This window comes from Pseudomonas sp. AC355 (assembly GCF_979258205.1).
This window is the reverse complement of sequence record NZ_OZ409843.1, coordinates 4183709-4206226: the sequence shown is the minus strand read 5'-3', so window position 1 is coordinate 4206226 and position 22518 is coordinate 4183709. Positions and strand designations below refer to the sequence as shown.

18 protein-coding genes and 1 riboswitch are annotated in these 22518 nt (G+C 62.3%); of the genes, 5 read left to right on the top strand and 13 right to left on the bottom strand.

Annotated features, from left to right (window positions below; translation table 11 throughout):
- Positions 1-247 precede the first annotated feature (247 nt).
- Entirely contained in the window at positions 248-1432 is a 1185-nt protein-coding gene (locus ACZ0AI_RS19640; protein WP_463563315.1) for a BaiN/RdsA family NAD(P)/FAD-dependent oxidoreductase, read from the top strand.
- A gap of 67 nt (positions 1433-1499) precedes the next feature.
- Here ACZ0AI_RS19640 and sstT read toward each other — a convergent pair whose 3' ends face one another.
- Both sstT and ACZ0AI_RS19630 read right to left on the bottom strand, forming a co-directional pair.
- On the bottom strand, positions 1500-2762 hold the full coding sequence (sstT, locus tag ACZ0AI_RS19635) for a serine/threonine transporter SstT (RefSeq protein ID WP_463563314.1): 1263 nt from the start codon (positions 2760-2762) through the stop codon (positions 1500-1502).
- A 249-nt stretch (positions 2763-3011) separates the two neighbouring features.
- The gene (locus ACZ0AI_RS19630) at positions 3012-4400 is read right to left on the bottom strand and encodes an L-serine ammonia-lyase (RefSeq protein ID WP_463563313.1); all 1389 of its coding nucleotides are present in this window, start codon (positions 4398-4400) and stop codon (positions 3012-3014) included.
- Positions 4401-4544: 144 nt separating this feature from the next.
- On the opposite strand from ACZ0AI_RS19630, the gene ACZ0AI_RS19625 reads away from it, so the two are divergent.
- Positions 4545-5477 (top strand): LysR family transcriptional regulator, encoded by a 933-nt coding sequence (locus tag ACZ0AI_RS19625; RefSeq protein ID WP_463563312.1) that lies wholly within the window; start codon positions 4545-4547, stop codon positions 5475-5477.
- A gap of 10 nt (positions 5478-5487) precedes the next feature.
- Here ACZ0AI_RS19625 and ACZ0AI_RS19620 read toward each other — a convergent pair whose 3' ends face one another.
- From ACZ0AI_RS19620 to ACZ0AI_RS19580, 9 genes are all read right to left on the bottom strand, one after another.
- Complete coding sequence (locus ACZ0AI_RS19620; RefSeq protein WP_463565976.1) at positions 5488-6192, bottom strand: PqiC family protein; 705 nt, start codon at positions 6190-6192, stop codon at positions 5488-5490.
- Between the two features lie 258 nt (positions 6193-6450).
- Complete coding sequence (parC, locus tag ACZ0AI_RS19615; protein ID WP_463563311.1) at positions 6451-8706, bottom strand: DNA topoisomerase IV subunit A; 2256 nt, start codon at positions 8704-8706, stop codon at positions 6451-6453.
- A 7-nt stretch (positions 8707-8713) separates the two neighbouring features.
- On the bottom strand, positions 8714-9238 hold the full coding sequence (locus ACZ0AI_RS19610; protein ID WP_463563310.1) for a retropepsin-like aspartic protease family protein: 525 nt from the start codon (positions 9236-9238) through the stop codon (positions 8714-8716).
- The gene (locus ACZ0AI_RS19605) at positions 9235-10233 is read right to left on the bottom strand and encodes an esterase-like activity of phytase family protein (protein WP_463563309.1); all 999 of its coding nucleotides are present in this window, start codon (positions 10231-10233) and stop codon (positions 9235-9237) included. Before ACZ0AI_RS19605 ends, ACZ0AI_RS19610 begins: the two co-directional genes overlap by 4 nt.
- Positions 10233-12131, bottom strand: coding sequence for a DNA topoisomerase IV subunit B (parE, locus tag ACZ0AI_RS19600; RefSeq protein ID WP_463563308.1), 1899 nt, complete (start codon positions 12129-12131; stop codon positions 10233-10235). The genes ACZ0AI_RS19605 and parE overlap by 1 nt, the downstream gene beginning before the upstream one ends.
- 45 nt (positions 12132-12176) lie before the next feature.
- The gene (locus ACZ0AI_RS19595) at positions 12177-12758 is read right to left on the bottom strand and encodes a YqiA/YcfP family alpha/beta fold hydrolase (RefSeq protein WP_463563307.1); all 582 of its coding nucleotides are present in this window, start codon (positions 12756-12758) and stop codon (positions 12177-12179) included.
- A gap of 220 nt (positions 12759-12978) precedes the next feature.
- Positions 12979-13797 carry a 3',5'-cyclic-AMP phosphodiesterase gene (cpdA, locus tag ACZ0AI_RS19590; RefSeq protein ID WP_463563306.1) on the bottom strand — a complete coding sequence of 273 codons (819 nt, stop codon included), beginning with the start codon at positions 13795-13797 and terminating at the stop codon, positions 12979-12981.
- 116 nt (positions 13798-13913) lie between these two features.
- Positions 13914-14366 carry a DUF1249 domain-containing protein gene (locus tag ACZ0AI_RS19585; RefSeq protein ID WP_463563305.1) on the bottom strand — a complete coding sequence of 151 codons (453 nt, stop codon included), beginning with the start codon at positions 14364-14366 and terminating at the stop codon, positions 13914-13916.
- Entirely contained in the window at positions 14357-14974 is a 618-nt protein-coding gene (locus ACZ0AI_RS19580; protein ID WP_463563304.1) for an NUDIX domain-containing protein, read from the bottom strand. Before ACZ0AI_RS19580 ends, ACZ0AI_RS19585 begins: the two co-directional genes overlap by 10 nt.
- Positions 14975-15144: 170 nt before the next feature.
- Here ACZ0AI_RS19580 and ACZ0AI_RS19575 point away from each other — a divergent pair, with 170 nt between their 5' ends.
- Positions 15145-15903 carry an RsiV family protein gene (locus tag ACZ0AI_RS19575; RefSeq protein ID WP_463563303.1) on the top strand — a complete coding sequence of 253 codons (759 nt, stop codon included), beginning with the start codon at positions 15145-15147 and terminating at the stop codon, positions 15901-15903.
- A 43-nt stretch (positions 15904-15946) separates the two neighbouring features.
- Here ACZ0AI_RS19575 and thiC read toward each other — a convergent pair whose 3' ends face one another.
- Entirely contained in the window at positions 15947-17833 is a 1887-nt protein-coding gene (thiC, locus tag ACZ0AI_RS19570; RefSeq protein WP_463563302.1) for a phosphomethylpyrimidine synthase ThiC, read from the bottom strand.
- Positions 17834-18004: 171 nt separating this feature from the next.
- A riboswitch (TPP riboswitch) is annotated at positions 18005-18111 on the bottom strand.
- Between the two features lie 151 nt (positions 18112-18262).
- On the opposite strand from thiC, the gene ACZ0AI_RS19565 reads away from it, so the two are divergent.
- Both ACZ0AI_RS19565 and ACZ0AI_RS19560 read left to right on the top strand, forming a co-directional pair.
- Positions 18263-19696 carry a TolC family outer membrane protein gene (locus ACZ0AI_RS19565; protein ID WP_463563301.1) on the top strand — a complete coding sequence of 478 codons (1434 nt, stop codon included), beginning with the start codon at positions 18263-18265 and terminating at the stop codon, positions 19694-19696.
- 444 nt (positions 19697-20140) lie between these two features.
- Positions 20141-21112: an IS110 family RNA-guided transposase gene (locus ACZ0AI_RS19560; RefSeq protein WP_463566181.1), complete on the top strand. Its 972-nt coding sequence runs from the start codon at positions 20141-20143 to the stop codon at positions 21110-21112.
- Between the two features lie 84 nt (positions 21113-21196).
- Here the strand turns inward: ACZ0AI_RS19560 and waaA are convergent, their stop codons facing one another.
- Positions 21197-22477: a lipid IV(A) 3-deoxy-D-manno-octulosonic acid transferase gene (gene waaA, locus ACZ0AI_RS19555; protein ID WP_463563299.1), complete on the bottom strand. Its 1281-nt coding sequence runs from the start codon at positions 22475-22477 to the stop codon at positions 21197-21199.
- Positions 22478-22518 lie beyond the last annotated feature (41 nt).

The following is a 22518-nucleotide window of genomic DNA, read 5'->3' as shown; positions in this document are numbered from 1 at the left end:
ACGAAGCCGGCAGAGGGATCACGATAGCAGCTGCTGAAATAGTGGCTAATAGCTATGCCTCTTTGATATCTGAGCATAATCGCTAGACCAGCCGGAGCAATGGCCAGTTCGTAAAAAAATCCGATAGTGTGGCTAGGGCCCCATCGCATCCCGGCGCCGACAGCTGAACCAAGCCTTCAGGTAAACTGCGCCGTTTCGCGTCAGCCCGCAGCGATGCCTGGCGCCTAGCATCTGCGAGGACATTGCCGTGCTTTCACCCCAGGTTGTCATTATCGGTGCCGGTGCGGCCGGGCTGATGTGCGCCATGAGCGCCGCCGCGCGCGGTCGTAGCGTGCTGCTGCTCGACCATGCCAACAAGGCGGGCAAGAAGATCCTCATGTCCGGTGGCGGACGCTGCAACTTCACTAATCTGTACTGTGAGCCAGGCAACTTCCTGTCGCACAACCCGCATTTCTGCAAGTCCGCACTGGCGCGCTTCACCCAGTGGGATTTCATCGCCCTGGTGGCCAAGCACGGCGTGCCCTACCACGAGAAGAAACTCGGCCAACTGTTCTGCGACCAAAAATCCAGCGACATCCTCGGCATGCTGCTGGACGAGTGCGAACAGGCGGGCGTCGACCTGCGCCTGGATACCTCGGTGAACGCCATCGAGCGCGGCGAAAACGGCTATCGCCTGAGCACCAGCCTCGGCCCCGTGAGCTGCGAGTCGCTGGTGATCGCCACCGGCGGGCTGTCGATTCCGACCCTCGGCGCCACTGGCTTCGGCTACCAGATCGCCCGCCAGTTCGGCCATACCCTGCTGCCGACTCGCGCGGGTCTGGTGCCGTTTACGCTGACCGATCCACAGCTGAAAACCCTGTGCAGTGAACTGTCGGGTACCTCGGTTGAGGACTGTCGGGTCAGCTGCAACGGCCATAACTTCGTAGAAAACATTCTGTTCACCCACCGCGGTCTCAGCGGCCCGGCGATCCTGCAGATTTCCTCCTACTGGCAGCCTGGCGATGCAGTCAGCATCGACCTGCTGCCACATATCGACCTGCCTGAGTGGCTGCTGGAACAGCAGCGCGAGCGCCCCAACAGCGAGCTGAAGACTTTGCTGGGCGAACTCTTCACCAAGAAAATGGCCGGCCTGCTGGCCGAACACTGGTTCGCCTCCAAACCGATGAAGCAATACACCCCCGCCGAGCTCAAGGCCATCGCCGAGCGCCTGGCGGACTGGCAGCTGGTGCCCGCCGGCACCGAGGGTTACCGGACTGCCGAGGTCACTCTTGGCGGCATCGACACCAACGAAGTGTCGTCCAAGACCATGGAATCGTTGAAAGCACCGGGGCTGTATTTCGTCGGCGAGGTGCTGGATGTCAGCGGCCACCTGGGGGGCTTCAACTTCCAGTGGGCCTGGGCTTCGGGTTATGCCGCGGCACAGTTCGTGTAGTCGTTGAGCCAGGCTTTCGCCCAACAAAAAACGCGCCCGAGGGCGCGTTTTTTTCATCCGCTGACAATCAACTGCGAGACGCCTGGGTATCGATCCGCGTGGCCTGCTCGACAGCGCCACGCTCTTCACCGGCGTATGACACCGCCGCGGTGAAGACCACATCGGTATGCGAGTTCAGGGCGGTCTCGAAGGAGTCCTGTACTACACCAATGACGAAACCGATGGCCACGACCTGCATGGCGATGTCGGTATCGACCCCGAACAGGCTGGTCGCCATCGGGATCAGCAGCAGCGAACCACCGGCCACGCCGGACACCCCTGCCGCCGCCAGAGACGACACCACGCAGAGCAGCAGCGCCGTCGGCAGATCGACGTTGATACCCAGGGTATGGGTGGTCGCCAGAGCCATCACGGAAACAGTGATCGCCGCACCGGCCATGTTGATGGTGGCACCCAGCGGGATGGTGATCGAGTAAGTATCCTTGTCCAGCTTGAGCTTCTCGCACAGACGCAGGTTGACCGGGATATTGGCCGCCGAGCTGCGGGTGAAGAAGGCTGTCACCGCGCTCTCGCGCAGAACCGTGAACAGCAACGGATAGGGATTGCGGCGCATCTTGATATAAGCGAGCAGTGGATTGACCACCAGCGTGACCACCAGCATGCACCCGACCATCACCATCAGTAGGCGGGCATAGCCGTATAGCGCCTCGAAGCCGGAGGCCGCCAGAGTGCTTGCGACCAGGCCGAAGATACCGATTGGCGCCTGCTCGATGACGAAACGTACGATGCGTGTAAAGGCATCAGACATGTCGGCCAGCAACACTCGGGTAGTCGGCGCGGCATGGCGCAGGAACAAGCCCAGTGCGATTGCCCAGGCCAGGATGGCGATGTAGTTGGAGGTATTGAGCGCCTGGATCGGGCCAACGAAGATGCTGATCAGTAAGTTGTGCAGCACGTCGATGATGCTGCCAGGCGGTTCGCCGACGGCCGAACTGATGTCCAGCGACAACGTGGTGGGGAACAGGAAACTGGCGATCACCGCCAGGGCCGCAGCACTGAATGTGCTGACCAGGTACATCATCAGTACCGGGCGAACATGGGTGGGCTGGCCGCTCTGATGAGCCGCCAGCGAGGACGTCACCAGCACCAGCACCAGCACGGGAGCGACCGCCTTCAGGGCGAGCACGAAGAGCTCACCGAGCAGACCGACCCTCAACGCAGCGGATGGAGAAATGTAGGCGAGCAGAATACCCAGCACCAGGCCAATGAAAATGCGTAGGACCAGGCTGGTATTGGAATAGGCGGAAGCAATGCGTTTTAGAGTATTCATGTAGTAGACGCTGTCCAGAATTCTAGGCTTGATGGCATTGGGGGACAGGTCAGCAGGGCACGAGCCACGCCAACCGGGCAGGTCACCCCAAGACATCACGCGATTATAAGGGAGGGAAACAGGATCAGCGCCAATTAGATGGCTGGAATGGTCATGCCGGTAGGTCTCACTTGTTATTGTTGTGGGATGGTCGGATCAGGATGCCGGTTCGTCAGGCCGCGCATCATAGGGGTTTAGCAGGTGAGCGGCTCAGCACTCGATGATGTTCACCGCCAGGCCGCCGCGTGCGGTTTCCTTGTATTTGGTCAGCATGTCGGCACCGGTTTCGCGCATGGTCTTGATCACCTTGTCCAGGCTCACATGGTGCGAACCGTCGCCATACAGCGCCATACGTGCAGCATTGATGGCTTTCACCGAGGCGATGGCGTTGCGCTCGATGCAGGGAATCTGCACCAGGCCGCCGACCGGGTCGCAGGTCAGGCCCAGGTGGTGCTCCATGCCGATCTCGGCGGCGTTCTCGACCTGCTCGGGCGTGCCACCCAGCACCGCGCACAGCGCGCCAGCAGCCATCGAACAGGCCACACCAACCTCACCCTGGCAGCCCACTTCGGCGCCGCTGATCGAGGCGTTTTCCTTGTACAGGATGCCGATCGCACCGGCGGTCAGCAGAAAGTCGATGATGCCGCGCTCGCTGGCGCCGGAAATGGCGTTGGCGTAGTAATGCAGCACCGCGGGAATGATGCCCGCCGCGCCGTTGGTCGGCGCGGTGACAACACGGCCACCGGCGGCATTTTCTTCGTTCACCGCCAGCGCCCAGAGGTTGACCCAGTCGAGCATGCGCAACGGGTCTTCCGTATAGCTGCGCTGGAAGCCGCCCAGCTTGCGCGCCAGGATGGCGGCGCGGCGACGCACCTTGAAACCGCCAGGCAGGATGCCCTCGGTGCGACAGCCGCGCTCAACGCAGGCCTGCATAACGCGCCAGATCGCCAGCAGACCACTGTCGATCTCTTCATCCGTGCGCCAGTGGCGTTCGTTGCGACGCATCACCTCGGCGATGCCGACGCCGTTCTCGCGGGTCAGGCGCAGCAGGTCGGCGCCACTGCGAAACGGCAGCGGCAGGCTGGTCGCGTCGGGGGCGATTTCCTTGTGCCGCGAACCATCGGCCAGCACCGATTCATTGACAACGAAACCACCCCCCACGGAGTAGTAGGTGGCCTCGTGCACCTGCAGCCCAGCCGCGTCGAACGCCGCGAAGCGCAGGCCGTTGGCGTGCAGGGCAAGCGCCTTGCGAATCATCTTCAGATCGGTCTTTTCGTTGAAGGCAACCGAGTGGCCGCCTGGCAACGTGATGCGCCTCTCGCTGCGAATGGCCTCGATATAGCCGGCAACTTGCTCGACATCGACGGTATCCGGCTCGTAGCCGCTCAAGCCAAGCAATACCGCCTTATCGCTGCCATGGCCCTTGCCGGTAGCGCCCAGCGAGCCATACAGCTCGGCTACAACGCGCACGACATTGGGCATGTGCCCCTGGTTTTCCAGTGCATGAGTGAAGAGAGCCGCGGCACGCATCGGCCCGACGGTGTGCGAGCTAGATGGGCCGATGCCCACCTTGAACAGATCGAATACGCTAACGGCCATGGCGGTATTTTTCTTTTATGAGGTGAAGGCAGGTGCCCGGTTATGCACCCGCCGATGGGAAAAATCTAAGACCCCACTTTCATTATGTATACTGATTTATTCTTACCCCATTGATTAGAAAATTTTACCTATAGAATTTCGCCTATGGATCTGATCCGTTTACGCACCCTTCGCGAACTGGCGCGCTGCGGCACCATGGCAGCCACCGCCGAGTTTCTGCACCTGACACCCTCAGCCGTTTCCCAGCAGATCACGCAGCTGGAGCGCGAGGCCGATGTGGCATTGATCGAGCGGCGTGGCCGCGGCGTTGTGCTGACCCCGGCGGGTAGTCGGCTGGTGGCGCACGTCGAGCGCATTCTGGTAATTCTCGATGAGGCCCGTTCGGAACTGGCACAGATGCGTAGCGAAATCGCCGGAGAACTGCGGGTGGCCGCATTTCCTTCGATTGCCGTAGCTTTGGTGGCGCCCATCGTGCGCAAGCTGCGCGAGGCCTACCCACGCTTGGACGTGGTGGTGGCGGATCTGGAACCACAAGAAAGCCTCAGCGCCCTGAGCGCCTGGCAGATCGATGTGGCAGTGATCGATGACCTGGCCGGTGCGGCGAAGTCGCGCCAGGAACACTACGAGCTGATCCCGCTGACCGAAGATCGTCTGCACGTACTGCTACCAACGAGCCACGCGCTGGCATCGCGCAGCACCCTGACCATCGCCGACCTGCAGGACGAGGCTTGGGCGCTGGACTCCACCAACAGCTCGTTCGGCGAGTTCATCGGCAACCTGTGCCGCCGCTCCGGCTTCGCACCGCGTATCAACGCGCACTGTGCCGGGTTCGAGATGGTCGCAGCGATGGTCGCGTCCGGCAATTCGATCTCGGTGGTTTCGGGGCTACGCTTGGTGCGTCCGCTGGACAATGTCACGGCCGTGCGCCTGGCACCGGCCATTCAGCGCAAGATATTCCTCGCCTACCGCAAGGGCGAGCGCAAGCATCCCGCCGTGACCGTATTCATCGACGAGGCGATACGGACAGCGGGGGTGCTAGAGGGCTATCAGAGAGTTGAACTGAAAGACAAAGCCTGATTCGCCAGGATCAGAAGCGAAACACTTCCGCGTCGATCCGAATCGGCTCGGCCACTGGCATTTTAGGGGGTTCCTGACGCGCCGCGGGAACCGGCGCTTTCTTACGCGGCTCCTCCACAGCAATAGGCGCATTGCCGTGGTTCTTCACTGCGCTCGCCAATTGCTCGACCAGTTGCTGTACCACCGCGCTCTGGGCGCGTACCTGATCGGCCACGGCGCCCTGGTGCTTCTCTTCGAGGTGCACCAAACGGGTATCGAGCAATTGCCCTTCCCGACCGACCAGACGCCACTGCGCCTCAAGCACCGCAGGCTGACGAGGGCCTGAGTCCAAGCGGGTCACCGACAGCAGCACCTGCACCTGGGCCTTAAAGCCCGGGTTGTCCGAGGCAAGCACCAAACGTTGGCTATTGATCCGTCCCGACAGCTGGCGCAACACTTGGCGATCCAGATCGGTGGCCAGGCTGCCGGCCCAGCGAGCATTGCCAGCTGTGCTCAGGCTGCCGTCGTCCTGGCGCTGCAGCAAAGCTTCACGCTGCAAGTAATCGGCAACGGTAATAGGACCCAGCAATACGCTCATGCCATCCTTGTCAGCGGTTTTGGCGGCACTGGTGCCACCGTCGAGCTGGTAGAGCGAGACAGGCATGAAATGCGAACAACCGGTCAGCGTCAGCAGACCGGCCAGAAGAAGCGTGAGAGGAAGCCGCTTAACAATCATCAATGTCTTCCAGCTGGCAGTGTCGCCAGCGAACATGGCTACAGGTAAAGGGTCAAAAACAAAAAATAGGTAAATCACCGCGTCGGCAAACGCCGGCGAGGTGTCAAATAATCCCTGTCCATATGCAATGCGCCTGCCACCGAGCGCTTTGACCCGAAAAGATGGCATAGGGCCCACCGTCAGGCAGGCCCACAAGGGGCTGTATCATCCGTCAAACCGGCCTGCAACTCCAGTAGGAGGCCACTTGCCAGTAGGCCCTTACTCGACCAGTAAGCCATCGACGCGCTGGAAGCCACGCGGCAATTTGTTGCCGCGTCGGCCACGTTCGCCCTTGTAGTGTTCAAGGTCGTCAGCCTTCAGAGACAGGGTACGCTTGCCAGCCTGCAAAACAAGGGTGGCGCCTTGTGGTAGCACGGCAAGGCCCGTCAGGTACTCCTCGCGACTGGCGACGCGCTCACCGGGGATACCGATAATCTTGTTGCCTTTGCCCTTGCTCAGTTGCGGCAAGTCGGCGACCTTGAACAGCAGCAAACGCCCCTCGGTGGTCACAGCGGCCAGCCAGTCTTCCTCGCGACTGGTGAGCGGCCTTGGCGCCACTACCCGCGCGCCATTGGGCAGACTGAGCAGGGCCTTGCCGGCCTTGTTCTTGGCCTGCAGGTCTTCGCCCTTGACCACGAAACCGTAGCCGGCATCCGAAGCGATCACGTACAGCGCCTCATCATCGGGCAGCAGCACGCACTCGAAGCTGGCGCCCGGAGGCGGCGTCAGACGACCGGTCAGCGGCTCGCCCTGGCCACGAGCCGATGGCAGGGTGTGCGCGGCGAGCGAATAGCTACGCCCGGTGGAGTCGATGAACACCGCATACTGGTTGGAACGTCCCGGCGCTGCGGTCTGGAAGCCATCCCCAGCCTTGTAGGACAGGCCGGTGGCGTCGATTTCATGGCCCTTGGCCGAGCGCACCCAACCTTTCTCCGAGAGCACCACGGTGATCTTTTCGTTCGGCAGCAGATCGTGCTCGGACAGCGCCTTGGCCTCGGCACGCTCGACAATCGGCGAACGGCGGTCATCACCGTACTTCTCGGCGTCTTCGATGATTTCCTTGCGCACCAGCTTCTTCAGCTTGGCTTCACTGCCCAGCAGCGCCAGCAGCTTGTCGCGTTCCTTGGCCAGCGCGTCCTGCTCACCGCGGATCTGCATTTCTTCCAGGCGAGCGAGTTGGCGCAGGCGGGTTTCGAGAATGTACTCGGCCTGTATCTCAGTGAGGCCGAAGCGCTCCATCAGCACCGGTTTGGGCTGATCTTCGGTACGAATGATGTGGATCACTTCATCGAGATTGAGGAAGGCGATCAAACGGCCTTCCAACAGATGCATGCGATGCTCGACCTTATCCAGGCGGAACTGCAGGCGGCGGCGCACGGTGCCAACCCGGTAGCGCAGCCACTCGACCAACAGAGTGCGCAGATCCTTGACCTGCGGTTTGCCGTCGAGGCCGATGACGTTGGCGTTGACCCGGTAGCTGGACTCCAAGTCGGTGCTGGCGAACAGGTGCTGCATCAATGCCTGGTGATCGACGCGGCTGCTGGCCGGGATGATCACGATGCGGCAGGGGTTCTCGTGGTCGGATTCATCGCGCAGGTCGGCGATCTGCGGCGCCTTTGACGGCTTGGCCTGCATCATCGCAGCGATCTGTTCCAGCACCTTGGCACCGGATACCTGGTGCGGCAACGAGGTGACCACGATGTCGCCGTCTTCGACGCTGTACACGGCACGCATGCGTACCGAACCGCGACCGGTCTGGTAGATTTTCAGCAGGTCGGCACGCGGGGTGATGATCTCCGCTTCGGTCGGGTAATCCGGGCCGAGCACGTGCTCGCAGAGCTGCTCCACCGTGGCGTTGGGCTCGTCGAGCAGGCGTACGCAGGCGGCCGCGACTTCACGCAGGTTGTGCGGCGGCACATCGGTGGCCATGCCTACGGCGATGCCGGTAGTACCGTTGAGCAACAGGTTGGGTAGGCGCGCTGGCAGCGTCGCTGGCTCATTCAGGGTGCCATCGAAATTCGGCACCCAATCCACCGTGCCCTGGCCGAGCTCACTCAGCAGCACTTCGGAATAACGCGACAGCCGCGCCTCGGTATAACGCATGGCGGCAAAGGACTTGGGATCGTCCGGCGCGCCCCAGTTGCCCTGACCATCGACCAGGGTGTAGCGGTAGCTGAACGGCTGCGCCATCAGCACCATGGCTTCGTAACAGGCTGAGTCGCCGTGCGGGTGGAACTTGCCGAGCACGTCACCGACGGTACGTGCCGACTTCTTGTGCTTGGAATCGGCATCCAGGCCTAGCTCGCTCATGGCGTAGACGATGCGCCGCTGTACCGGCTTGAGGCCGTCGCCAATGTGCGGCAGCGCGCGATCCATGATCACGTACATCGAATAGTTGAGATAAGCCTGCTCGGTAAAGTCGGCAAGGGAGCGGCGTTCAACACCGTCCAGGCTCAAATCGAGGGTTTCGCTCATGCGTGCCTCATTGCAAGGTGGATTGGCGCAGCATCAAGGTGCCGTCGCGCTGACTGAATTCAAGTTGTTTCAAGGCGCTCATGCCCAGCAGGATTTCATCGCCATCCATGCCCGGCGCGATGAGCGCGGAGACGTCATGCAGCACGATATCGCCAAGCTGCAAACGCTCCAGGCGCGTGCGGTGCGCTGTGGCGCGGCCGTTGGCGGTGCTGATCTGTACGGGTGCGCCCGATTGCAAACCCAGGCTGCGGGCAACCTGGCTAGGTATCGCCACCTGGGTGGCGCCGGTATCGAGCAGAAAGGTCACCGGATCGCCGTTGATCTGCCCGTCCACCAGATAATGCCCGCCACGACTGCTAGCCAGGCGCACCTCAACGTAGTCGCTACCATGTACCGACTGCGGCTGGCGGTTGGGGTGGCTCTTGTCATCTTCCCATTTGCCGAAGAAATGCGTGGCCAGCAGCAGCCCCGCCCCCCAGGCCAGCACCAACATCACCCGGCCGGCACGACGGCCAGCAGTCTGCTCGCTCACCGCGTCGCATCCCAGCCACCCGCCGGCGCGGCAAAACGCCAGACCACAGGGCGCTTCTCACCATCGCCACGGGCATGGCCGCCATTGTCGATACCCACCCAAGCACCCTCGGCGTCGACCGACAGCGCCTCGGCCACGCCGTAGCTCATGGGGTAGCGACGTTCATCGGTCAGTGCCTCGGCCGCGAACGACCAGCAACGTTCGGGATCACCGTTCGCCGGATCACGCCGGCAGATACGATGAGCCTGACGCTCCAGGGTAAAAAGTTTTTCGTTGTGAAACGCCAGGCCAGAGAAATCCACATGTGCCGGCGCACCGCCCAACGCCTCTGGCGAAGCCTCTTGGCCGCCCTCGCTAAGCAGTACGCAACCGCCTTCACAGCGCCAGGTTGCACGACGGTTATGCACCACCAGCAGACCGCGGCGTTGCTTTTCCGCTGCCAGCCACAGGCGCTCACCGGAAGGATCGACGGCGATCCCTTCGAACAGCGAATTGAAATGCAGCAGCATGCCGCTGGCGCGAGCTTGGCGCACCAAGCCCTCGGGAAGTGCCAGCCACTGCGCATCGGCGGCTGGCGGCACTTGCAACACCGCAGCGCGGCTTTCACTGACCAGGTAGCGATTGCCCTTGGCGTCGCAGGCAATGCCTTCGAAATCCAGATGACCACCGCGTACCAAACCGGCTGCCCAAGCGCGCATGCGCAAGCCCCAGGGCAGCGGCATTACCGGCGCTGGCGGCGCGACGAAACGCTCGGCTTCGGCCTGCCAGATGCGCGCGGAAGAGTCGAGGCGGTAGAGGCGATCATCCTCACGGTCTGACACCGCCCACAGCGCATCACCGCACCAGGCCAGTCCGGACAGATTGCCAGCGTCCATCCCGGCGATCGGGTGTTCGCTGAGCAACTTGAGCTCATCGAGTGGCGGAGTATCCGCCATCACTGGCGTCAGAACCGGCGTCATAATTGAAAACAGCACGGCGCCGAGCAATCGCCGCATCAGAGCAGCACCTCGGCCAGGTTGCCCTTGGACTCCAACCAGGATTTTCGGTCGCCGGCACGCTTCTTCGCCAGCAGCATATCCATTATTTCGCGAGTCTCTTCGAAGTCCTCGAGGGTCAGTTGCACCAGGCGTCGGGTATTGGGATCCATGGTGGTTTCGCGCAGTTGCGGCGGGTTCATTTCACCGAGGCCCTTGAAGCGGGTGACCTGCGGCTTGCCGCGCTTCTTCTCGGCCACCAGGCGGTCGAGAATGCCATCGCGCTCAGGCTCGTCCAGGGCGTAGTAGATTTCCTTGCCGAGGTCGATGCGGTACAACGGCGGCATTGCCACGTACACATGACCCGCGTCCACCAGCGGGCGGAAATGCTGCACGAACAGCGCGCAGAGCAGCGTTGCAATGTGCAGACCATCGGAGTCGGCGTCGGCGAGAATGCAGATCTTGCCGTAGCGCAACTGGCTCAAATCGCTCGAGCCAGGATCGAGGCCAACGGCAACAGCGATGTTGTGCACTTCCTGGCTGGCCAGCACTTCACCACAGTCCACTTCCCAGGTATTGAGGATCTTCCCGCGCAGCGGCAGGATTGCCTGGAATTCCTTGTCACGTGCCTGCTTGGCAGAGCCACCAGCGGAGTCACCCTCGACCAGAAACAGCTCGCAGCGCATCGGGTTCTGCCCTGCGCAATCGGCCAATTTGCCAGGCAATGCCGGCCCTTGGGTAATTCTCTTGCGTTCGACCTTCTTGCCGGCTTTGAGACGGCGGCTGGCGTTGCTGATGACCAATTCGGCCAACTGCTGACCAAACTCCGGGTGGGCGTTGAGCCATAGGCTGAACGCGTCCTTGACCACGCCTGAAACGAACGCCGCCGCCTCACGGGAGGACAGGCGCTCTTTGGTCTGCCCGGAGAACTGGGCATCCTGCATCTTCATCGAGAGGACAAAGGCGATACGCTCCCAGATGTCCTCAGGGGCCAGCTTGACGCCGCGCGGCAGCAGGCTGCGGAACTCGCAGAATTCACGCATGGCGTCCAACAGCCCCTGACGCAGGCCGTTGACGTGAGTACCGCCCTGAGCGGTAGGGATCAGGTTGACGTAGCTTTCCTGCACCGAGTCGCCGCCTTCGGGCAGCCACAGCAGCGCCCAATCCACAGCTTCCTTGTTACCGGCCAGGCTGCCGCAGAAGGGCTCGTTGGGCAGTCGCTCGAACTCGCTGACCGCATCCACCAGATAGGAGCGCAGGCCATCTTCGTACAGCCACTCGACCAGCTCGCCACTAGCCTTGTCATGGAAGCTCACCGCCAGGCCGGGGCACAACACGGCCTTGGCCTTGAGCACGTGCTTAAGACGGCTGACCGAGAACTTGTGCGCATCGAAATACTTGGCGTCCGGCCAGAAGTGCACAGCGGTGCCGGTGTTGCGCTTGCCGACCGTGCCGATCACAACCAGGTCGCTGGCCTTGAAGCCGTCGGCGAAGGCCATGGCGTATTCGTTACCGTCACGCTTGACCCGAACCTCGACCCGGGTCGACAGAGCGTTGACCACCGAGATACCGACCCCGTGCAAACCACCGGAGAACTGGTAATTCTTGTTGGAGAACTTGCCGCCCGCATGCAGCTTGGTGAGGATCAGCTCGACCCCCGACACGCCCTCCTCCGGGTGAATGTCCACCGGCATGCCACGGCCGTCGTCGCTCACTTCCAGGGAGTTGTCCTCGTGGAGAATCACCTGGATGGATTTGGCATGACCCGCCAGGGCTTCGTCGACGCTGTTGTCGATAACTTCCTGGGCCAGGTGGTTGGGGCGGCTGGTGTCGGTATACATCCCCGGCCGCTTGCGCACCGGATCAAGGCCGGAAAGGACTTCGATGGCATCTGCGTTGTAGGCGTTTTGCTGGGCCATAGGTCTCTGAAATGCTCTGATTAATCGGGGGTCGGACGCGGCCGGTCAGGACACGGGCGCAATGCCGGCGAAGGCGAACAGCATGGGCAAGCGCTCGGCGAAGCCCTGGAAACCATGATCACCGCCTGCCTCGATGCGCAGGGCGCAATGCCGGTAGTACGCCTGGGCGTGCCGGTAATCGAGGGTCTCGTCGGCGGTCTGCAGCCATACCTGAAAACGGGCCGGATCCGTGGGCGGCGGCGTTTCGAGCTCCGCCAGTGCAGCCACGTGATCGGCCGTCAGATCCCAGGTTTCGCCACTGTAATGGTTGCGTTGCGGGCCGAGGTATCCGTCGAACAACCGGTGCGGGCACACCGCCGGGTTAATCAACAGTGCCTTGAGGCCATGCCGTTCGGCCAAGTGGGTCGCATAGTAGCCGCCCAGGGAGCTGCCGACCAGCACAGGGCGACCGAGCTCAGCGATCAGCGCCTCGAGCTCGGCAATAGCCTGGCGTGGGTGGTGATGCAGGGCCGGAACGCGCAGTTGAGCCTGCAGCCCCATGTCGGTCATGGCGACGGTCAACTGGCAGGCCTTGGTGGAAGCCGGCGAACTGTTGAGTCCATGGATATAAAGAATGCTGGTAGTCATAACCGGAGGCTACTAGCGCTGCCCTACAAGCCGCAAGCGTCTGATAACGTTTCAGCACAAGCCGCGTTGCCGCGCGAAATATCGCCAGGCCGGGCGGCGATCCGCTAGGCGGAGGACGCAGGGAATGGTCGTTCCCGTGCCAAGTCCTCCAACGACGCATGGCGAGATTTCCCGCACAACCCGAAGGGCCCGGCCCTTCGGGCTGAAGCGTCAACAGCCCCTAGTAGCCGCGAACACTGTAGTCAGGCTCGAAGACGATACCGCGAACCCGAGACACCCCGGTTGCCAAGCGCCCATCGCCGTGCAGACGCAGCCAGCGATAGCCGGGCGCCGTGCTATCGACTTGAAAGTCCTCGCTGCCAGGGGTGAACTGTACGCAGGTCGATGGCGAGGCAAGCAGCCGCACCTTGCCGCGCATCTCATCGATGGCCTGATGGACGTGCCCCCAGAGAATCGCCCGCGTCTGCGGAAAACGATCCAGCACGGCAAATAGTGCATCAGGATTGCGCAGTCCGATCGGCGCCATCCACTGACAACCGATATCCACCGGATGATGATGCAGGCAGATCAGGTGATGACGATCCGGCGCCTCGCTCAGCGCCCGCTCGAGCAGAGCCAGCTGCGGCTCCTGAAGGTAACCGGGCACTGCGCCCGGAATCGACGAATCGAGCATGATCAACCGCCAGTTGCCGAGATCCACGACGGGCTCCAACAGATCGGTGCCCACACACGCCGCCTGCATCGCCGGGATATCATCATGGTTACCGGGAATCCAGCGCGCCGAAGCATTCAACGCGGTGCTCATTTCAAGAAAGCGCAAATAGGAGGCTTGGCTGCCGTCTTGGGACAGATCGCCCGTCGCCAGAACCATGTCGATGGCCGTCTGCTCCTCCAGCACCAGATCGATTACTTGGCGCAGGCTGTCAGCGGTACCCATGCCCAGCAGCTTGCCTTCCGTGTCGGCAAACAGATGGCTATCGGTAAGCTGCACCAGCAATACCGAAGAATCAGCAGAAGTAGACACGGACGCACTCGACAAAGTGCTTCTCCTTGGAAGGCAGGCGCAAATTATGGAATCGAGACGCGGGCTAGGTAAACCCGCCAATAGGGACTAGTTCACAGAAACCCGAAGCATTCTTGTGCAGGCACGTGCGCTCAAACCTGCGGCTCGGTCTCGTGCCCGCACGCCAGGCAATGGCTTAACCATTCACCGAGAAACACATTGAGCTGGGTTTTCTCGTCCGGCTGGTGCATAGCGGGGTTCGGATAGGGGTAGATGCCGCGAAAGCGTCGCGCACTCTGCGCACCGGTGACCTCGGCCATGCGTGCGTCGTGATAGACGCGCACTTCCAACTGTGGCACGGGCAACCAGGGCAGACTGTGTTCCTGGCGCACCTGCACGGTGGAGGTGTACGGACAAGTCTCCACCACTTCCAGCGCCAGCACGCCAAGCTGCCGTTCACCCTGGCTGAGCGCCACACGTCGAGCGCCCTGCGCATCACGCATGCCAGGCAGCAGACGCATCAGCCGCGCGTAATTGGCCTCGCAAGCCGCCTGCAGTTCGATCAGATCGACCCGGTAGCGCTCACGCAGCAGATTTACCCCCATAGGCCCCTTACCTCGGCGCGATTGAGCGCCAGCCACTGCAAGGCGATGATGCTCGCCGCATTGTTGATCTGCCCATCCTTGACCGCCTGCAAAGCATCCTCGAAAGGCCACACCTGCACGCGAATGTCCTCGCCCTCTTCCTCTAGGCCGTGTATGCCGCCCACGCCGGCGCTGTCACAGCGACCGAGGAACAGGTGGACGAATTCGTCGGAGCCGCCCGGCGACGGGAAGTAGCGGGTTATCGGCCACAGCGAGGTCAGCGTCAGCCCGGCCTCTTCCTCGGCTTCGCGCAGCGCGACCTCATCGGGCTCTTCATTCTTGTCGATCAGCCCGGCGACCAGCTCGACCAGCCAGGGGTTGGCGGCTTTGTGCATGGCGCCGACACGGAACTGCTCGATCAGCACCACGCTGTCGGTCACCGCATCGTAGGGCAGCACGCACACGGCATCGTGACGGATGAACAGCTCACGGCGCAGTACCGGCCCCATTTCGCCGGAAAACTGCTGGTGGCGCAGATGAAAGCGATCCAGACGATAGAAACCGCGGAAGCACTCTTCACGTTCGATGATTTCCACCGCATCCGGGCCGGGGGTAAAGGTTTCGGTCATCTGCATTTCTCTCGTTTGCCTGCACATTGAATGCATCCTAGGGGCTGTTAAGGCTCTCCCGCAAGCGACGCATCGAAACCCTGGCCGATCTGCTCGCATTGGCGAATAATCGCGAACTCCGCTGCTTTCGGGCAGTCGAACCACCGTCCTCCGCCAACGGCTTTTCCTGCATGAAAACATCCACCATTGCTCGCCTCGGCGCCATCCTCAGCCTCGCCCTTCTGCTCGGTGCCTGCCAGAGCCTGTCCAAGCCAGGTACGCCGCCAGCGCTCGCGACCAGCCACGAGCGCTGGGAACATAAAGCGCCAGGATGCGCCACCCAGGACTGCCCGCTGGTCAATATCGAACTGCAGCGCCTGACCGATCAGCCCGAGCTCAATGCACGGATCGAATCGACCCTGCTTGGCCTGGTGAGCGCCGCCACTGGCACCCGGCCGCAATCGCTGGCCGACCATGAGCGCGAATTTCTCGCCAACGGCAAACCCGGCTGGGTCAGCTATCTGCAGGCCAAGGTACTCAGCCAACATGACCGCCTGGTGGTGATCGAGCTGTCGGCCTACCACTTCATTGGCGGCGCCCATGGCGTGCCGGGGCGCACCTACCTGAACTATGACCGTGAGCTGAACAAGGTGCTGAGCCCGCAGGATTTCATCGTTCCCGGCGAGGAAGAGGCGTTCTGGCAAGTCGCCCAACGCGCCCACCAGGCGTGGTTGATCACCCAAGGTCATGGCAACGATGCTGAATACCTTCAGACTTGGCCCTTCGAGCGCACGCCGAACATTGCCCTCAACCCTGACGCGATGATGCTCAAGTACGATGTCGCGCGCCTTGCGCCCTACTCCGACGGCCACCCCGAGATCAAGATCCCTTACAGCCAGCTGCAGGGCATCCTGCGCCCGGTCTACATGCCCGGCGCCGCGGCACGCTGAGTGAACCGGGTGAGCGGCGACCTGCCGTTCACCCGGCTGAGCGTCACACCTGCCGGTAGATTACCGAGCCCTCTTCCTTGAAGCGCTCGGCCTGCTCCTTGAAGCCGGCCTCGACCGCTTTGCTCTCGTCGGACAAGCCATTGACCTTGGCGTACTCGCGCACTTCCTGAGTGATTTTCATCGAGCAGAACTTCGGCCCGCACATGGAGCAGAAGTGAGCGACCTTGGCCGAATCCTTGGGCAGGGTTTCGTCGTGGTAGCTGCGCGCGGTATCCGGGTCGAGACCAAGGTTGAACTGGTCTTCCCAGCGAAATTCGAAGCGCGCCTTGCTCAGCGCGTTGTCACGGATCTGTGCGCCCGGATGTCCTTTGGCCAGGTCGGCCGCATGGGCGGCGATCTTGTAGGTGATGATGCCGGTCTTCACGTCGTCCTTGTTGGGCAGCCCCAGGTGCTCCTTGGGCGTGACGTAGCAGAGCATGGCGCAGCCGAACCAGCCGATCATCGCCGCACCGATGCCGCTGGTGATGTGGTCGTAGCCTGGCGCGATATCGGTTGTCAGTGGGCCGAGGGTATAGAACGGTGCCTCGTCGCAGCACTCCAGCTGCTTGTCCATGTTCTCCCTGATCAGTTGCATCGGCACGTGGCCGGGGCCTTCGATCATGCACTGCACGTCGTGCTTCCAGGCGATCTTGGTCAGCTCGCCGAGGGTTTCCAGTTCACCGAACTGCGCGGCGTCATTGGCGTCGGCGATGGAGCCCGGACGCAGGCCGTCGCCCAGCGAGAAGCTGACGTCATAGGCCTTCATGATTTCGCAGATGTCTTCGAAGTGGGTGTATAGGAAGTTCTCTTTATGGTGCGCCAGGCACCATTTGGCCATGATCGAACCACCGCGCGAGACAATGCCGGTGACCCGCTTGGCGGTCAGCGGCACGTAGCGCAGCAGCACGCCGGCATGAATGGTGAAGTAGTCGACGCCCTGCTCGGCCTGTTCGATCAGGGTGTCGCGGAACAGCTCCCAAGTCAGGTCTTCGGCCACGCCGTTGACCTTCTCCAGCGCCTGGTAGATCGGCACGGTACCGATCGGCACGGGCGAGTTGCGGATGATCCACTCGCGGGTTTCATGGATGTGCTTGCCGGTGGACAAGTCCATCACCGTGTCCGAGCCCCAGCGAATGCCCCAGGTCAACTTGGCGACTTCTTCCTCGATGCTCGACCCCAGCGCCGAGTTGCCGATGTTGCCGTTGATCTTCACCAGGAAGTTACGGCCGATGATCATCGGCTCAAGCTCGGTGTGGTTGATGTTCGCGGGGATGATGGCGCGGCCGCGCGCCACTTCGTCACGGACGAACTCGGCGGTGATTTCCTTGGGAATGCTGGCGCCGAAACTGTTGCCGCCGTGCTGCTCCTTGAGCAGGCCGGCGGCACGGTGCTCGGCGAGCTTCATGTTCTCGCGGATGGCGATGTATTCCATTTCCGGCGTAATGATGCCCTGCCGCGCATAATGCATCTGACTGACGTTCTTGCCGGGCTTGGCGCGGCGCGGATTGCGTACATGGGCGAAGCGCATCTTGGTCAGCTCGGCATCGGCCAGACGGTGCTGGCCAAACTCCGAGGACAGGCCATCGAGGCGTTCGGTATCGCCACGATCCTCGATCCAGGCGCTGCGCACGTCGGCCAGGCCCTTGCGCACGTCGATAGTGACGCTCGGGTCGGTATAAGGGCCGGAGGTGTCGTAGACGGTGACCGGCGCATTGATCTCGCCACCGAAGTCTGTCGGTGTCACGTCCAGGCTGATTTCACGCATCGGCACGCGGATGTCCGGGCGCGAGCCCTGGACGTAGATTTTCTGCGAACGGGGAAAGGGCTGGATCGACTGCTGGTCGACCTGGGCGGACTCACTGAGATTTTGCTGTTGTTGTTTGCTGCTCATCGGCTGGCTCCTAGGCTGAATGTCGGAGCGAACCTGATAGACGCGATGAAGCAACACCACACCGTGGCTGTTTGAGCATGCAGGATTCGTGAGAGCGCCGGCATGATCGAACAGCCAGGGCGCGGGCGCACCACGAACGCGGTGCGGGGGTATCCATAATGTAGACTGCAGGAGTGGATACCTCTTGTTCCCTACGCAGGCCTTAACCTGATCAGGTTCAACGGGATCCGGAACTATCCGATCTCAGCCTCCGATTCGAGGCACCCCGACAAGAACTCGGCCAGTCTACTGGCACCTGCCAACCGCAGCAACGCCGACAAGACCCGCAGGTCGGATAGTGACGCCTGCCTGTCCACCACCGCGCGCCTTGACCACCCCGATGGCCGGGCTTAGTCTCGCCGACTACTGCCCATTCTAGGATTCGCTGACATGCTGCGCAGACTCTCCCTGGCCGTTGCCGTGACCGCCACTTCAACCGCCACGGCCTGGGCAGATCCGGCCCCGCTATCGGTGCGCACCGACCTGATGTCGGTGTATCAGGAGGCCGCCGCCAACAATGCCGATCTGGCCGCCGCCCGTGCCGACTTCGAGGCCCGCCGCGAAGGCGTACCGCAGGCCCGCGCCGGCCTGCTGCCGAACCTCAGCGCCGGCGCACGGACGACCGACACCCGCACCGCATTGCAACAGCCATCCGCCACCCAGTCGCGCAGCGGTACGGTGTACCAGGCCAACCTCAGCCAGCCACTGTTTCGCGCTGACCGCTGGTTCCAACTGCAGGCAGCCGAGGCGGTCAGTGAGCAAGCCGCTCTGGAATATTCCGCCAGCGAACAGAACCTGATCCTGCAGAGCGCCGAAGCTTATTTCTCGGTATTGCGCGCGCAGGACAACCTGGCCTCGACCAAAGCCGAAGAAGCCGCCTTCAATCGCCAGCTCGACCAGGCCAACGAGCGCTTCGACGTCGGCCTTTCGGACAAGACCGACGTGCTGCAGGCTCAGGCCGGTTTCGACACCGCACGGGCCAACCGTATCATTGCTCAGCGTCAGGTCGACGATGCCTTCCAGGCCCTGATCACCCTGACCAACCGCGAATACCGCAGCATCGAAGGCATCCAGCACAGCCTGCCGATTCTTACCCCGATGCCCAACGATGCCACCGCCTGGGTCAATACGGCAGCCGCGCAGAACCTCAACCTGCAGGCCAGTAACTTTGCCGTCAATGCCGCCGAGGAAACCCTGCGCCAACGCAAGGCCGGGCACGCGCCGACCCTGGATGCAGTGGCCCGCTATGAGCGCGGAGACAACGACGCGCTGGGCCTGAGCAACCCCAATTACACCGGGCAGAACTACGGCAGCGATGTGTCGCAGCGCAGCATCGGCCTGGAACTGAATATCCCGCTGTACAGCGGCGGCCTCACCAGCTCCCAGGCCCGCGAGGCCTACCAGCGCCTCAGCCAGTCCGAGCAGCGACGTGAAGGGCTGCGCCGCGAGGTGGTGCAGAACACCCGCAACCTGTATCGCGCAGTGAATACCGACGTGGAAACCGTACAGGCGCGCCGCCAGTCGATCATCTCCAACCAGAGCGCACTGGAGGCCACGGAAATCGGTTATCAGGTGGGCACACGCAACATCGTCGACGTCTTGGACGCCCAGCGCCAACTGTACGGCGCGGTGCGCAACTACAACGACGCACGCTACGACTACATCCTCAACAACCTGCGCCTGAAACAAGCTGCCGGCACCCTCAGCCCGGCAGATCTGGACGCCTTGGGCCGTTACCTCAAGCCGGACTACAACCCGGATCGCGACTTTCTTCCTTCGGATCTGGCCAAGGCCGCCGAAGCGCGCCTGCAAGGCGACGAGTAGCCAGACCAATTGACGTAGCGCCGCCCTGCTCAGCGCGACGGGTGGGCCGGGCTGCGATCCGCTTCAGCCCCCAACTTTTGATGGCTCCCACGCTCCAGCGTGGGAGCGCTCGGCGCACGCTCGGGCTAGCCAGCGGCTTTCGACATCAGCCGCAAAGCGCCTCTGAAGGCACTCCCACGCAGAGTATGAGGAAATAGCTGAAGGTTGTGGGTTGAAGCCCACCCTTGTATCTCGACTACCGCCTCACAAGAGGCGATAGTTCCCGACTGATCATCGGGGGAGCCATGCAAGTCGAGCCCACCCTAAGGCCTTGAGCCTGTTTCGTAGATTGCGCTGTATGGCTCCACACTCATCCTGATAAGTCCGAACGGTATCCAGAGCTTCGAGCTCGCATCAGCAAGGTTGGACGGATGCAGTGACGATCAGACAGAAGAGGAGGAGACCATGTCTGTAGTCGGAATCGACATCGCTAAACACTCATTCGACATTGCCACGGTGCAGGCAAACGGCAAGCACCGCACCAAGGGCAAGCTCGCCAATGACCCGGCAGGGTTCGAGACCCTGCAGCAGTGGCTGCTCAAACACGCCGATCCACAGGCCTGGATCGTGATGGAAGCGACCGGTGTGTACCACGAGGCGCTAGCCGAGTGGCTTTACGAGAGAAACTACCGCGTCAGCGTGCTCAATCCTGCGCAGATTGCCTACTACGCGCGCAGCCAGTTACAGCGGGTGAAGACCGACAAGGTCGATGCGAAGCTGATTGCCAGCTACGGCGATAAGCATCAGGACGAGCTACGTATCTGGAAACCTGATCCACCGTCGCTTCGCCGCCTCAAGGCCCTGGTACGTCGCTTGAAGGATCTTCAGGAGCTCGAACAGATGGAGCAGAACCGCCTGGATGTCACGAGCGATGCGCGGGTAGTGGAGTCAATCAGATCGGTGCTTGAGCACACCCGCCAGCAGATCGACGAGACGCTTGAGGCGATCAAGAAACACTTCGACGACAACGACGATCTCAAGGGCAAACGGGACCTGTTGATGAGTATCGACGGCGTGGGGGACAAGACGGCAGCGCTGTTGCTGGCCGAATTGGGCGATTTGGACAGGTTTGACGGCAGCCGCGCTGTGACAGCCTATGCGGGGCTCAATCCCAGGCTCCAAGAGTCTGGGAAATTCAAAGGCCAAACGCGGATATCGCGCACCGGCTCTGCCACCTTGCGGGCGGGACTGTGCATGCCCGGCGTGGTGTCCATAACGCATAACGCCGCGATACGGGCAATGGCTGAGCGCATGAGAGACAAAGGCAAAACCGGAAAACAGATCGTCTGCGCGGCGATGCGCAAGTTGCTGTGTATCGCCTACGGCGTGCTGAAATCGGGAATGCCTTTTGATGCTGAATTGGCACTTGCTAGGTAGCGGGCAAGACGGTATCTACGGCAGATGCGCGATCTAGGCTGGGCCGGACGGCGCTCCGCTTTATTCCGCCACATTGAGCAGCCTCTAAACGATTAGCCTTCCCAGCCCATCCAGCAACCGCTGCAGCGCGCCTTGATTGGCCTTGAGCACTGCCAGGCCGGCCTCGCGCATGGCCACCGCACGTGCCGGCTCGCGCAGCAGCAACGCGACCTGCGCACCGAGCGCCTCGGCGTCAGCCACCTCGCAGAGCGCGCCACGCTCGAGCAATTGCGCGGTGATCTCCTGAAAGTTGAAGCGGTGCGGCCCCATGATCACCGGCAGCCCCAACGCCGCTGGCTCCAGCGGATTGTGGCCACCCGTCTCGACCAGGCTGCCGCCGACGAAAGCGACATCGGCCAGGCCATACAGAAACATCAACTCGCCCATGCTGTCGCCGAGCAGTACCTGCACACCAGGGCCAACAGCCTCGCCCGAGGAGCGACGCACGAAGGTGAGGCCCGCCTCACGCAACTGCGCGGCCGCACTGTCGAAACGCTCCAGATGACGTGGCACCAGAATCAACAGAGCATCCGGCTGAGTGGCGAGCAGTTGCTGATGCGCCTGGATCACCAGCGCATCTTCCCCCTCACGGGTACTGGCAGCGATCCATACCGGCCGCTGCTGCGCCTGCCATTGCTCACGCAGCGCCGTGGCGCGCCCCAGCACAGCTGCATCCACTTGCTGGTCGAACTTGATCGAGCCGGTCACCTCTACCGCTTCAGGCCGGGCGCCGAGGGCAATGAAGCGCTGCGCCTCGACCTGGCTCTGTACCGCGAGCAAAGTCAGCTCGGCGAGCATCGGCGCAGTGAGCTTGGCAAAGCGTCCATAGCCTCTGGCCGAGCGCTCGGACAAACGTCCATTGGCTAGCGCCACCGGAATACCCCGGCGGGCACATTGGTGGATGTAGTTGGGCCACAACTCGGTTTCCATGATCACCGCCAGACGCGGACGCACGCGTTCGAGAAAGCGCGACGCCGCCCAGGGCAGGTCATAGGGCAGATAGCAGTGCTGAACACGTCCGTCGAACTGCGCCTCGGGAAACAGCGCACGGATGCGCTCTGAGCCAGTGGGCGTCATGCAGGTCAGGGTGATCGGCAGATCCGGGTAGCGCGCCAGCAGCTCGCGCACCAGCGGCGCCGCCGCGATGCTTTCGCCGACCGATACTGCGTGAACCCAGATGCCGTCGGGACGCAGGGCTGGCAGGAAGGCGAAGCGTTCGCCAACGCGCTTGGTATAGGCAGGCGCACGCCAGGCTCGCCAGATCAGGCGTAGACCGATCAACGGCAGGCAGAGATGGAACAGCAGGCTATAAAGATATCGGTTCATGGCGGCGAAGCTTAGGGATGCCGGCGTTGCAGCACAAGCAG

Excerpts from the sequence above, each read along its gene's own strand:
- ACZ0AI_RS19605 (WP_463563309.1), bottom strand. The coding sequence starts at position 10,233 with ATGCGGCGATTGCTCGGCGCCGTGCTGTTTTCAATTATGACGCCGGTT.
- ACZ0AI_RS19595 (WP_463563307.1), bottom strand. The coding sequence starts at position 12,758 with ATGACTACCAGCATTCTTTATATCCATGGACTCAACAGTTCGCCGGCT.
- ACZ0AI_RS19630 (WP_463563313.1), bottom strand. The coding sequence starts at position 4,400 with ATGGCCGTTAGCGTATTCGATCTGTTCAAGGTGGGCATCGGCCCATCT.
- ACZ0AI_RS19560 (WP_463566181.1), top strand. The coding sequence starts at position 20,141 with ATGTCTGTAGTCGGAATCGACATCGCTAAACACTCATTCGACATTGCC.
- ACZ0AI_RS19620 (WP_463565976.1), bottom strand. The coding sequence starts at position 6,192 with ATGATTGTTAAGCGGCTTCCTCTCACGCTTCTTCTGGCCGGTCTGCTG.
- ACZ0AI_RS19565 (WP_463563301.1), top strand. The coding sequence starts at position 18,263 with ATGCTGCGCAGACTCTCCCTGGCCGTTGCCGTGACCGCCACTTCAACC.
- ACZ0AI_RS19585 (WP_463563305.1), bottom strand. The coding sequence starts at position 14,366 with ATGGGGGTAAATCTGCTGCGTGAGCGCTACCGGGTCGATCTGATCGAA.
- ACZ0AI_RS19575 (WP_463563303.1), top strand. The coding sequence starts at position 15,145 with ATGAAAACATCCACCATTGCTCGCCTCGGCGCCATCCTCAGCCTCGCC.
- thiC (WP_463563302.1), bottom strand. The coding sequence starts at position 17,833 with ATGAGCAGCAAACAACAACAGCAAAATCTCAGTGAGTCCGCCCAGGTC.
- ACZ0AI_RS19625 (WP_463563312.1), top strand. The coding sequence starts at position 4,545 with ATGGATCTGATCCGTTTACGCACCCTTCGCGAACTGGCGCGCTGCGGC.
- sstT (WP_463563314.1), bottom strand. The coding sequence starts at position 2,762 with ATGAATACTCTAAAACGCATTGCTTCCGCCTATTCCAATACCAGCCTG.
- parE (WP_463563308.1), bottom strand. The coding sequence starts at position 12,131 with ATGGCCCAGCAAAACGCCTACAACGCAGATGCCATCGAAGTCCTTTCC.
- waaA (WP_463563299.1), bottom strand. The coding sequence starts at position 22,477 with ATGAACCGATATCTTTATAGCCTGCTGTTCCATCTCTGCCTGCCGTTG.
- parC (WP_463563311.1), bottom strand. The coding sequence starts at position 8,706 with ATGAGCGAAACCCTCGATTTGAGCCTGGACGGTGTTGAACGCCGCTCC.
- ACZ0AI_RS19580 (WP_463563304.1), bottom strand. The coding sequence starts at position 14,974 with ATGACCGAAACCTTTACCCCCGGCCCGGATGCGGTGGAAATCATCGAA.